At 74.5% G+C, this 11,068-nt stretch carries 9 protein-coding genes and 3 pseudogenes; 7 read left to right on the forward strand and 5 right to left on the reverse strand.

Going from position 1 to position 11,068, the window contains the following annotated elements:
* Nucleotides 1–12: 12 nt before the first annotated feature.
* Both ACLU3S_RS07355 and ACLU3S_RS07360 read right to left on the reverse strand, forming a co-directional pair.
* A pseudogene (locus ACLU3S_RS07355) lies at nucleotides 13–216 on the reverse strand (ABC transporter permease); the annotation flags it as partial.
* A gap of 15 nt (nucleotides 217–231) precedes the next feature.
* A pseudogene (locus ACLU3S_RS07360) lies at nucleotides 232–508 on the reverse strand (ABC transporter ATP-binding protein); the annotation flags it as partial.
* On the opposite strand from ACLU3S_RS07360, the pseudogene ACLU3S_RS07365 reads away from it, so the two are divergent.
* Nucleotides 502–802 (forward strand): annotated as a pseudogene (locus ACLU3S_RS07365) (LuxR C-terminal-related transcriptional regulator); the annotation flags it as partial. The pseudogenes ACLU3S_RS07360 and ACLU3S_RS07365 overlap by 7 nt on opposite strands.
* A 124-nt stretch (nucleotides 803–926) precedes the next feature.
* Nucleotides 927–2,084, forward strand: a complete 1,158-nt coding sequence (locus tag ACLU3S_RS07370) for an ROK family transcriptional regulator (RefSeq protein ID WP_413950935.1) — start codon at nucleotides 927–929, stop codon at nucleotides 2,082–2,084.
* A gap of 131 nt (nucleotides 2,085–2,215) precedes the next feature.
* Here ACLU3S_RS07370 and ACLU3S_RS07375 read toward each other — a convergent pair whose 3' ends face one another.
* Complete coding sequence (locus tag ACLU3S_RS07375) at nucleotides 2,216–2,977, reverse strand: GntR family transcriptional regulator (protein ID WP_413950936.1); 762 nt, start codon at nucleotides 2,975–2,977, stop codon at nucleotides 2,216–2,218.
* Between the two features lie 243 nt (nucleotides 2,978–3,220).
* Nucleotides 3,221–4,105 (reverse strand): RNA polymerase sigma factor SigJ, encoded by an 885-nt coding sequence (gene sigJ / locus ACLU3S_RS07380; RefSeq protein ID WP_413950937.1) that lies wholly within the window; start codon nucleotides 4,103–4,105, stop codon nucleotides 3,221–3,223.
* Nucleotides 4,106–4,226: 121 nt separating this feature from the next.
* Here sigJ and ACLU3S_RS07385 point away from each other — a divergent pair, with 121 nt between their 5' ends.
* The 3 genes from ACLU3S_RS07385 to ACLU3S_RS07395 all read left to right on the forward strand — a co-directional run bounded on the left by ACLU3S_RS07385 (nucleotide 4,227) and on the right by ACLU3S_RS07395 (nucleotide 7,494).
* The gene (locus ACLU3S_RS07385) at nucleotides 4,227–4,880 is read left to right on the forward strand and encodes an NADPH-dependent F420 reductase (RefSeq protein ID WP_413950944.1); all 654 of its coding nucleotides are present in this window, start codon (nucleotides 4,227–4,229) and stop codon (nucleotides 4,878–4,880) included.
* 107 nt (nucleotides 4,881–4,987) lie between these two features.
* On the forward strand, nucleotides 4,988–5,818 hold the full coding sequence (locus ACLU3S_RS07390; RefSeq protein WP_413950938.1) for an alpha/beta fold hydrolase: 831 nt from the start codon (nucleotides 4,988–4,990) through the stop codon (nucleotides 5,816–5,818).
* Nucleotides 5,819–6,057: 239 nt separating this feature from the next.
* Complete coding sequence (locus ACLU3S_RS07395) at nucleotides 6,058–7,494, forward strand: N-acetyltransferase family protein (protein ID WP_413950939.1); 1,437 nt, start codon at nucleotides 6,058–6,060, stop codon at nucleotides 7,492–7,494.
* 52 nt (nucleotides 7,495–7,546) lie between these two features.
* Here ACLU3S_RS07395 and ACLU3S_RS07400 read toward each other — a convergent pair whose 3' ends face one another.
* Nucleotides 7,547–8,770: a trans-sulfuration enzyme family protein gene (locus ACLU3S_RS07400; RefSeq protein ID WP_413950940.1), complete on the reverse strand. Its 1,224-nt coding sequence runs from the start codon at nucleotides 8,768–8,770 to the stop codon at nucleotides 7,547–7,549.
* Between the two features lie 60 nt (nucleotides 8,771–8,830).
* Between ACLU3S_RS07400 and ACLU3S_RS07405 the strand changes: the two genes are divergently transcribed.
* Complete coding sequence (locus ACLU3S_RS07405; RefSeq protein WP_201824982.1) at nucleotides 8,831–9,316, forward strand: Lrp/AsnC family transcriptional regulator; 486 nt, start codon at nucleotides 8,831–8,833, stop codon at nucleotides 9,314–9,316.
* Nucleotides 9,317–9,368: 52 nt separating this feature from the next.
* Nucleotides 9,369–11,060 carry a DUF885 domain-containing protein gene (locus ACLU3S_RS07410; RefSeq protein WP_413950941.1) on the forward strand — a complete coding sequence of 564 codons (1,692 nt, stop codon included), beginning with the start codon at nucleotides 9,369–9,371 and terminating at the stop codon, nucleotides 11,058–11,060.
* Nucleotides 11,061–11,068 lie beyond the last annotated feature (8 nt).

Raw genomic sequence — 11,068 nt, forward strand, 5'->3', positions numbered from 1 at the left:
ATTGGCGGCCCGTCAGGCGTCCCCGCGTCGCAGGGTCCACGAGGCGGCGAGCAGAGCGGCGATCGTCCACAGCGCGCTCACCGCGAGTCCGCTCCACGCTCCGAGGGGGCCGTCCCAGGTGCTGTGCCGGACCGCTTGACCGGCGCGGTCGGGCAGGAAGTCGGCGACGCCCGAGGACAGGTCGCCGACGACGAAGGACACGAGGAGCACGAACGGCCACGCGCGCGTGCGGACGGTCCAGGCGCCGTCCTCGTGCCGGACGGCCTCGTGGCCGTGCCGGGCGAACAGGTCGCCGAGCGCGGCGGCATCGGTGGTGCGGACCCTGATCTGCGGTCGTACGCGCGCGTGGATGAACTCCCGGACGGGGGGCGGCGAGGAGGCGGCCCCGGCCGAGGATCACCAGGTGGTCGGCGAAGGCGGCGGTCTCGTTCATCAAGTGGCTGGAGACCAGGACGGCGCGGTCTTCCGCGGCGAGCCCGCGCACCAGGCCGCGGATCCGGACGATCCCCAGCCGAGGGCGACTCACTGTTGTTCCCCGCCTCCGTACGACGGCTCGCCGCCCGGTACGGCGACCGTGACCGGCCGGCACGCGCCGCCCTGCGGCGGGCGCGGCTGACGGAGCGCGAGCGCGAGGTGCCGCGGCTCATGGCGCGGGGGCATTCCAAAGCCGAGATCGTGACCCGGCTGGTGGTGGGCGCGGAGACGGTGACGTCGCATGTGAGCGCCGTGCTGGCGAAGCTGGGCGCGCGAGCGCACCCAGGCGGTGATCGCGGCCTGCGAGTCGGGGTTCGTCGAGCCGGGGGGAGCCGGGGACGGGGCGCGTCGGCCGGCGGGCGGGGAGTTCCGGGGTGCGAACGGCGCTCGCCGGGGGTGTGCCGGGACGAGTACCATCCGCCCAACACGCCCGCGAGCTGGAAGGACGGACGGTGGGGCAGCTGACCGGCGGCGATCCCTCGCTGCTGCGAAGGATCAATTCCGCGGTGGTGCTGCACGCGCTGCGTGCCGCGGACTGCGCGACGCTCACCGAGATCACCCGGGTGACCGGGCTGTCCCGGCCGACGGTCGAGGGTGTCGTCGAGGGACTCATCGAGGCCGGGCTCGTGGTGGAGAAGGCCGCCGACGAGGGTTCCGCGCGCCGTCAGGGGCGGCCCGCGCGCCGGTTCCGGTTCCGGGCCGAGGCCGGGCATCTGCTGGGCCTGGAGATCGGCGCGCACCGGGTCGCCGCGCTGCTGTCGGACCTGGACGGCCGGGTGCTGGGCGCGCAGGCCAAGGAGGTCGACGAGACGGCTCCGGCGGACGAGCGGCTCGACCGGCTGCGCGGCGCGGTCGCCGAGCTGCTGCGCCGTGCCGGGATCGCCCGCAGCTCGCTGCGTGCGGTGGGCGTGGGCTCGCCGGGCATCGTGGAGGCCGACGGCACGGTACGGCTGGGCACGGCCCTGCCGGGGTGGACCGGACTGTCTCTCGGTGAGCGGCTGAGCCGCTCCTTCAAGTGCCCGGTCCTGGTGGAGAACGACGCCAACGCGGCGGCCGTCGCCGAGCACTGGAAGGGCGCGGCGACCGACACGGACGACATGGTGTTCGTGCTGGCCGGGCTGAGCCCGGGGGCGGGTTCGCTGATCGGCGGCCGACTGCACCGCGGGTACGGCGGGGCGGCCGGGGAGATCGGCGCGCTGCATCTGCTGGGCCGGGAGGCGACCCCGGAGACGCTGCTGTCCACCACCGACGAGCCGCTGCACCCGCTGGACGAGCAGGCGGTGGCCGAGGTGTTCGCGCTGGCGCGCGAGGGCGACCAGCGGGCGCGGGCGGCCGTCGAGCGGTTCATCCAGCGGCTGGTGCACGACGTGGCCGCGCTGGTGCTGGCGCTCGATCCGGAGCTGGTGGTGATCGGCGGCTGGGCGGCCGGTCTGGACGGCGTGCTGGAGCCGCTGCGCCGCGAACTGGCCCGCTACTGCCTGCGCCCGCCCCGGGTGACGCTGTCCATGCTGGGTGACTCGGTCGTGGCCACGGGGGCGCTGCGGCTGGCGCTCGACCATGTCGAGGAGCAGCTGTTCGCGGTGGAGGGCACGGTGACGGCCCGCCGGTGACCCCCTGGGGGACCGGGCGCGGTCGTCGTGTCACCGCGGAAGCGTTCTCGCGCGCCGAGCGGCGGCGCCGCATACCGGCGGCCCCGCGCGCTCGGGGAGTCGTCGTGATCCTGCCGTGCCGGCGCGGTGGGTCAGGAGGCCCGCCGCTCGGGGTCGTGGTGTATCTCCACGTCCGCCGAGTCGCCGAAGGTGAGCCGGCAGGTGTCGGCTCGGTAGGTCGCCACGGACAGCGCCGCGGTGCGGCCCTCGGCGATGAAGCGGGTGGTGACGACGAGCACGGGCGCGCCGGGGAGCCGGTCGAGGTCCCTGGCGTCGTCCGCGCGCGCCGAACCCAGCTCGACGGCGCGGTCCTGGCCCTCCAGCGCCAGCCGCTGGAGCTCCCGCAGCACCGCACGCGCGCGTGCCGGACCGGTGGGCGCGTCGATCGCCGTGAGGTCGGGCACCGAGGCGGCCGGGATGTAGAGCAGCTCGGTGGCGACCTGCTGGCCGTGCGACGTCCGGGCGCGGCGCACGGTGTGCACGGGCTCGTCCGCGGCGGTGTCCAGGGCCGAGGCGACGGCCGCCGGCGGCGCGGCCTGGACGCAGTCGACGGGCTGCCAGGCGTCATCGGCGGCGCCCGGCCAGGCGTGCTGCTCGGTGCCGACGGCCACGCCCACGCGCGGGGGTGCGACGGTCGTGCCCACACCGCGGCGGCGCTGCAGCCGGCCCTCCAGCTCCAGCTGCTCCAGGGCCTGCCGGAGCGTGGCGCGGGCGACGCCGAAACGAGCGGCGAGATCACGCTCGTTGGGCAGGATCTCACCGACCGAGAACTCCGAGTCCAGTGCCTCGGTGAGCACGGTCTTGAGATGCCAGTACTTCGGTTCCGGCACCGATTCCAGCTGCGTGGTCCCCACCCTGTCCTCCGCAAGAGCCGTGGTCCGGCGGTTTTTAGCGCCCTTGTTTATTAAAGGTTGTTGCACTTCTCTGCGACGATAGGACGGCGCTCACCCTTGGTCAAGACCAATCCTCGATCGCACGGGCGGCGCACGGATGGCCCGCCGCGGAGCGTTCACGCGGTGTTCGTGCGCGGTGGTGCGGGTGACATCACGAAAGCGCCCCCGCCGTACGGCGGGGGCGGGGGCGGAGGCGGGGTGCGTTCAGCGGCCGCTCAGGTGCCGCAGCTTGTCGGGGTTGCGGATGATGTACACGGCCTCGACACGGCCGTCGGCGATGCCCAGCTGGAAGAGGCTGTCGGGCTTGTCCCCGGACAGGACCAGCACGGCGGGGCCGCCGTTGACCTCCAGGAAGCGGACGGACAGCGCGGGCGCGGCGCCGGGCGCGACGGCGGCCAGGAAACGGCCGATCTTGTCGGCGCCGTACAGGACGCGGGCCGGGGCCTTGGCCTTGCCGCCGCTGTCGCCGACCAGGCGGGCCTGTGGGGCGAGCAGGGACATCAGGCCCTCGAGGTCTCCCCCACCCGCGGCGGCGAGGAAGCGCTCGGTCAGTTCGCGCCGCTGGACGGGGTCGACGTCGTAGCGCGGCCGCCGCTCGTCGACGTGGCGGCGCGCCCGCCCGGCGAGCTGCCGCACCGCCGCCTCGCCGCGGTCGAGCAGTGCGGCGATCTCGGCGTACGGGTAGCCGAACGCCTCGCGGAGCACGAAGACCGCCCGCTCCAGGGGCGACAGCGACTCCAGGACGACCAGGACGGCGAGGGAGACCGTGTCGGCGAGGACGGCCCGGTCCGCGGCGTCCGGGGCGGTGTCGCCGTACTCGGTGAGGTACGGCTCGGGCAGCCACGGCCCGACGTACGCCTCGCCGCGCGCCTGCACCTGACGCAGCCGGTCGATGGCCAGGCGGGTGGTGATGCGCACCAGGTAGCCGCGCGGTTCACGGACCTCCGCGCGATCGGCGCGGGACCAGCGCAGCCAGGCGTCCTGGACCACGTCCTCGGCGTCGGCCACGCGGCCGAGCATGCGGTAGGCGACCCCCATGAGCAGGGCCCGGTGCTCTTCGAAGACGTCGGTGGCGGAGTCGGTGGTCACTGCTCCATCCCATCCGACACGCCCCGTGGCTGTCCACCCGGAATCGCACGGTCCGAAGGAGTGCCGGATCACAATGACCGCGGACCGCCGGGCGTCGGCGGCCGGGACCGGAGGATGGCCGATGCGCTACGGGGTGCTGGGCACGGGCGAGGTGGGCCGCACGCTGGGCGGCAGACTGGTGGAGCTGGGGCACGAGGTGACGCTCGGCTCGCGCACCAAGGACAACCCGGTGGGGCAGGAGTGGGCCACCGCCGCGGCGGGCCGGGCCCACGCCGGTACGTTCGCGGACGCGGCCGCGGCGGCCGAGGTGGTCGTCAACGCGGTCAGCGGCCGAGTGGCGCTGGACGCGCTCCAGGATGTGGGTGCCGAGCACCTCCACGACAAGGTGCTCGTGGACGTCACCAACCCGCTGGCGTTCGAGGGCGGTCACCCGCGCCTGGACCCGGTGGACCGCGACAGCCTGGGCGAGCAGATCCAGCGCGCGTTTCCGCACGCGCGCGTGGTGAAGACGCTGAACACCGTCAACTGCCAGGTGATGGTCGATCCGGCGCGGGTGCCGGGCGATCACAACCTGTTCCTGTGCGGCGACGATCCGGCCGCCAAGGAGCAGGTGAGGACCCTGCTCGGCGAGTTGGGGTGGCCGGCCGGGCGGGTGCTGGACCTCGGCGGCATCGGGGCGGCACGCGCGCTGGAGATGTATCTGCCGCTGTGGCTGCGGCTGTCCCGGACGTTCGGCCACGACGACTTCAATGTCGAGGTGCGCCGGGCGCGTTGAGGCCCGTGCGCCCGCCGGAGCGGGGACGGCCAGGGGGCTACCCGTCGGTAGCAATTGCTGACAAGCTGTCTACGGCGTCCGTCAGCAGCCCAGACGAGGAGCACTCCATGTCCGCCACCGCCTCCTTCACCGTCCCCGCACCGCACGGCCCCAAGGACGTCACCGTGTCCTACGCGCGCGTGGGACGCGGCGAGCCGCTGGTCCTCCTGCACGGCATCGGCCACCACCGGCAGGCCTGGGACCCGGTCGTGGACATCCTCGCCACCGAGCGCGACGTGATCGCGGTCGACCTGCCGGGCTTCGGCGCGTCCCCCGGCCTGCCCGACGGTCTCGCCTACGACCTGCCCACGACCAACTCCGTGCTCGGCGCCCTGTTCGAGGCGCTGGACCTGGACCGGCCGCACGTCGCCGGCAATTCGCTGGGCGGCCTGCTCGCCCTGGAGCTGGGCCGCGAGAAGCTCGTACGGTCCGTCACGGCGCTCTCCCCTGCCGGGTTCTGGACCCAGGCCGAGCGCCGGTACGCCTTCGCGGTGCTGCTCGCGATGCGGGGCATCGCCCAGCGGCTCCCGCTGCCGCTGGTGGAGCGGCTGAGCCGCAGCGCGGCCGGCCGCACCGCGCTGACGAGCACCATCTACGCCCGCCCCGCCCGCCGCGCCCCTCAGGCCGTGGTCGCGGAGACGCGCGCGCTCGTGGGCGCCACCGGGTTCGGGGCGACCCTGCGCGCGGGCGCCACCGTGCAGTTCACCGACGACCTGCCCGGCCTGCCGGTCACGGTGGCCTGGGGCACCCGGGACCGGCTCCTGGTGCGCCGCCAGGGCGTCCGCGCCAAGCAGCTGATCCCGCACGCCCGGCTCATACGCCTGCCCGGCTGCGGCCACTGCCCGATGAACGACGACCCGGCACTGGTCGCCCGCGTCATCCTGGACGGCAGCCGCTGAACGACGCGTCCGGCGGCGCCGCCGTCGCATCCGTTCCCGGCGGGCACGAACCGAGCCCGGAGGCGCCCTGGTGCACCGGCTCCGGTCCCCCCGCTCCGTGAACGACCCCGGTCGGCCGCATCCCTCCCCAAGGACAGTGGAAAATCAACAAATAGGGCGGAGCATGCTTTACCTGTCGGTCACAAGGGGTTCGTGATCACGCAACACCCTTCCCTCACCGTGGTTGCATGACCCCAGAGATGTCTGATGTGACCCGCAGGAAGCACGGACGCCCCGTGCACCACTGGCGGCGGGACCTCGTCGAACTCGCCGCGCTGTTCACGGCCGTCGCCGTGGCCGACGCGGTGGCGAACCTGATCGGGCACGGCCCCGACGGCCCGGCGCTGCTGCTGATCTCGGCGCTCGTGCCGGCCGCGACGGCGGGCTTCCACACCTGGTGGGCACGGCGCCACGGACACGCCCCGCCGGGCGGCCATACCGGCGCCCCGCCGGCCGCCGGGACGCGGCCTGCCGGGCCCGCCGAACAGTCCGGCACCACCGCGCGCGAGGTGACCGGCCCCGGCACCCTGTGGCGGATGCGGACGACGGTGAAGGACCGGCCCGGTTCGCTGGCCGCGCTGTGCGCGGCACTCGCCGAGCGACGGGTCGACATCCTGAGCCTGCAGGCGCACCCGCTGGCCGAGGGCACCGTGGACGAGTTCCTGCTGCGGGCGCCGCAGACGCTGGCGGCGGCCGAGATCACCCGGGCGGCGTCGGCGGCCGGGGGCACCTCCAGCTGGATCGAGCGGGCCGACGCCCACGATCTGGTCGACGCCCCGACCCGGGTGCTGGGCCTCGCGGCCCGCACCGCGCTGGACGCCTCCGAACTTCCGCTGGCGCTGCGCCAGTTGCTGGGCCGGTGCACGATCCGCTCGCTGCCCGGACGGCCGGTCGGCGGGGGCCGCGGCCCGGAGCCCGTGCCGGACGAGGGCGTGCTGGAGGACACCGTCATGCGGCTGCGGGCGCCGGAGGGCGGTGTACTCACCGTGGAGCGGCCGTATCTGCCGTTCACCCCGACCGAGTTCGCACGGGCCCGGGCGCTGGTGGAGCTGGACGCCCGGCTCGGCCCGCGGATTCCGCGCGGCCAGGACGTGCTGACGCTGCCGGAGGGCAACGCCGTCACCGTGCGCCGGGTCGACACCGGCGACCTGGCGGCGGCGAAGGCGATGCACGAGCGGTGCTCGGCCCGCACCCTCGGCCTGCGCTACCACGGACCGGTCGGCGACGCGGACCGCTATCTGCAGCACCTGCTCAGCCCCCGCTTCGGGCGGACGCTGGCCGCGCAGACCCCTTCGGGCCGGATCGTGGGCCTCGGCCATCTGCTGTGGGACGGCGACGAGACAGAGGTCGCGCTGCTGATCGAGGACGACTGGCAGCGGCGCGGCATCGGCGCCGAACTGCTCGGCCGGCTCGTGGCCATGGCCCGGGAGGCCGGGTGCGCGAGCGTCTACGCCGTCACGCGGGCCGCCAACACCGGCATGGTCGCCGCGATGCGCGGACTCGGCCTGCCCCTGGACTACCAGGTGGAGGAGGGCACGCTGGTCATCACGGCCCGGCTGGACGCGGCGCGGGCCGTCCCGGGGCCGCCGTCCGGCGACGGCCGGGCCCGGCTCGGCGCGACTGACCGGCGCGACTGACCGGTCCCGCGACGGCGGCCCGGCGCAGAGCGCCGGGCCGCGGTGGGTGCACTCAGTGAGGACCGCCGTGGCCGGTCGCACCGGCCCCCGCGGCACCCGTCATCGCCCGCTCGGGCGCGGTTCCCAGCGCGCGGTCGAGGTCCGCCCACAGGTCGTCGACGTCCTCCAGGCCCACCGACAGCCGCAGCAGGCGGTCGCTCACCCCGGCGCCGCGCCGGTCGTCGGCGTCGACGATGCGGTGGCTGATGGAGGCGGGGTGCTGGATGAGGGTGTCGACGCTGCCGAGGCTGACCGCCGGGGTGACCAGGCGGACCCGGGAGATGACCTCGTGCGGGTCGCCGTGCACCTCGAAGGCGATCATGGCGCCGCCGAGGCGCGGGTACCGGACGCGGGCCACGCGCGGGTCGGCGGCGAGCCTGCGGGCCAGTTCGGCGGCGTTCGCGGAGGCGGCCCGCACCCGCACCGGGAGCGTGGACAGCCCGCGCAGCAGCAGGTAGCCGGCGAGCGGATGCAGCACACCGCCGGTGGCGAACCGTATCTGCCGCAGTCGGCCCGCGAACTCCTCGTCGCAGGCGACCACGCCGGCCAGCACGTCGCCGTGCCCGCCGAGGTACTTGGTGGCGCTGTGCAGCACCAGCCGGGCGCCCTGCTCGGCCGGGCGCTGCAGGACGGGCGTGGCGAAGGTGTTGTCGGCGAGCAGCGGGACGGAGCCGCAGGCGTGGGCGACGGCCCGCAGGTCGACCTCGGCGAGGGTCGGGTTGGCCGGGGACTCGACCATCACCAGGCCGGTGTCCGGGCGCAGAGCGTCGGCGATGCCGGCCGGGTCGGTCCAGGTCACCTCCGTGCCGAGGAGCCCGGCGGTCAGCAGGTGGTCGCTGCAGCCGTACAGGGGCCGTACGGCGACGACGTGGCGCAGCCCCATGGCGGAACGGGCGAGGAGGACCGCGCTGAGCGCGGCCATGCCGCTGGCGAAGGCGACCGCCGACTCGGTGCCCTCGAGACGGGCCAGGGCGGTCTCGAAGCGGCCGACCGTCGGGTTGCCGAGGCGGCCGTAGACGGGCGGTCCCGCCGGGTCGGCGCCGTCGGCGGCGAAGGCGTCGATGCGGGCGGCCTCGCCCCGGCTGTCGTACGAGGGATAGGTGGTGGACAGGTCGATGGGCGGGGCGTGCAGGCCCTGCCGGGCGAGGTCGTCGCGGCCGGCGTGCACGGCCTCGGTGGCCAGGGCTCTCGGTGCGGTGCGTACGTCGTCGTAGGCACCCGTGCTCGCTGTGTCCATGGGCGGAAGGGTGAACAGCGAACGGTTCACCATCCGCGGACACCGTGCTACGTTCGGCCCATGGCCGAATCTGTCGTACTGGATCCGGTGGATCTCCATCTGCTGCGGCTGCTGCAGAACGACGCCCGGACCACCTACCGCGATCTCGCCGCGCAGGTGGGCGTGGCGCCGTCGACCTGCCTGGACCGGGTGACCCGGCTGCGCCGCTCGGGGGTGATCCTCGGCCACCGGCTGCAGCTCGATCCCGCCAGACTCGGACGCGGGCTGCAGGCGCTGCTGTCGGTGCAGGTCAGACCCCACCGGCGGGAGCTGGTCGGGCCGTTCGTGGAGCGCATCCGCGCGCTGCCGGAGGCGCGGACGGTGTTCCATCTGACCGGGCCCGACGACTACCTGGTGCATGTGGCCGTCGCGGACATGGCCGATCTGCAGCGGCTGGTGCTCGACGAGTTCACCGCGCGGCGCGAGGTCGCCAGGGTGGAGACGCGGTTGATCTTCCAGCAGTGGGAGTGCGGGCCGCTGCTGCCGCCGGGCCACGCCCAGAGCTGAATCCACGTAAACGCGGGTGACGCGGAGATCCTCTCGTATGAGGATGGTCGTCATGTCTGAGACCAAGAGCCCGCTGCCCCGTCAGGTCGCCGACGCGTACGTCGACGAACTCATCGCCCTCGATCCGGTCACCGGTACCTACCTCGGCGTCAAGGAGAGTTCGAGCAGACTGCCCGACTACTCGCCCGCGGGCCAGGCGGCCCTCGCGGAGCTGGCCCGGACGACCCTCGCCAGGCTGGACGAGGCAGAGCGGCAGCCCGGCGCGGGCAGCGACGTGGAGCGGCGCTGCGGGCGGCTGCTGCGGGAGCGGCTGACCGCCGAACTCGCCGTGCACGAGGCGGACGAGCACCTGCGCGCGATCGGCAACATGGCCACGCCCGGGCACTCCGTGCGGGACGTCTTCACGGTGACGCCCGCGCAGACCGAGGACGACTGGGCGGCGATCGCCGAGCGGCTGCGCGCGGTGCCGGGCGCGCTCGCCGGCTACCGCGAGTCGCTGGAGCTCGGCCTGGAGCGCAAGCTGTTCGGGGCGCCGCGGCCGACCGCGACGTACATCGAGCAGCTCACCGAGTGGACGGACACGGACGGCAAGGGCCGCGGCTGGTACGAGGACTTCGCCGCCGCCGGCCCGGACGCGCTGCGCGCGGAGCTGGACGAGGCGGCCCGCGCGGCGACCGGCGCCCTCGTGGAGCTGCGGGACTGGCTGCGGGACGTGTACGCGCCGGCCGTCGAGGGCGCCCCGAACGTCGTGGGCCGTGAGCGGTACGCGCGCTGGGCCCGCTACTTCAACGGCACCGACCTGGACCTGGACGAGGCGTACGCGTACGGCTGGTCGGAGTTCCACCGGATCCTCGGCGAGATGAAGCAGGAGGCGGAGAAGATCCTGCCCGGCGCCGAGACGCCGTGGGTGGCGCTGGCGCACCTCGACGAGCACGGCCGGCACATCGAGGGCGTGGACGAGGTCCGCGAGTGGTTGCAGGGCCTGATGGACCGCGCCATCGCGGAGCTGGACGGCACGCACTTCGAACTCGCCGAGCGGGTGCGCAGGGTGGAGTCGTGCATCGCTCCGCCCGGTGGTGCGGCGGCCCCCTACTACACGGCGCCGTCGGAGGACTTCTCCCGGCCCGGCCGCACCTGGCTGCCCACGATGGGGCTGACCCGCTTCCCGGTCTACGACCTGGTCTCCACCTGGTACCACGAGGGCGTGCCCGGCCACCATCTGCAGCTGGCGCAGTGGGCGCACGTCGCGGAGAACCTCTCCCGCTACCAGGCCACGGTCGGCGAGGTCAGCGCCAACGCGGAGGGCTGGGCCCTGTACGCGGAGCGGCTGATGGACGAGCTGGGCTACCTCTCCGACCCGGAGGAGCGGCTCGGTTACCTGGACGCGCAGATGATGCGTGCGGCCCGGGTGATCGTGGACATCGGCATGCACCTGGAGCTCCGGATCCCGGCGGACTCGCCGTTCCACCCCGGTGAGCGCTGGACCCCGGAGCTGGCCGAGGAGTTCTTCGGGGCGCACAGCAGCCGGCCCGCGGACTTCGTGGCGAGCGAGCTGACCCGGTACCTGACGATCCCGGGCCAGGCGATCGGCTACAAGCTCGGTGAGCGGGCCTGGCTGCTGGGCCGGGAGAAGGCGCGCGAGCGGCACGGCGACGCGTTCGACCTGAAGGCCTGGCACATGGCGGCGCTGTCGCAGGGCTCGCTGGGCCTGGACGACCTGGTGGACGAGCTGTCCCGGCTCTGACCGCGCGA

The sequence above is a fragment of the Streptomyces sp. AF1A genome (genome assembly GCF_047340315.1).
Classification (GTDB): Bacteria; Actinomycetota; Actinomycetes; order Streptomycetales; family Streptomycetaceae; genus Streptomyces.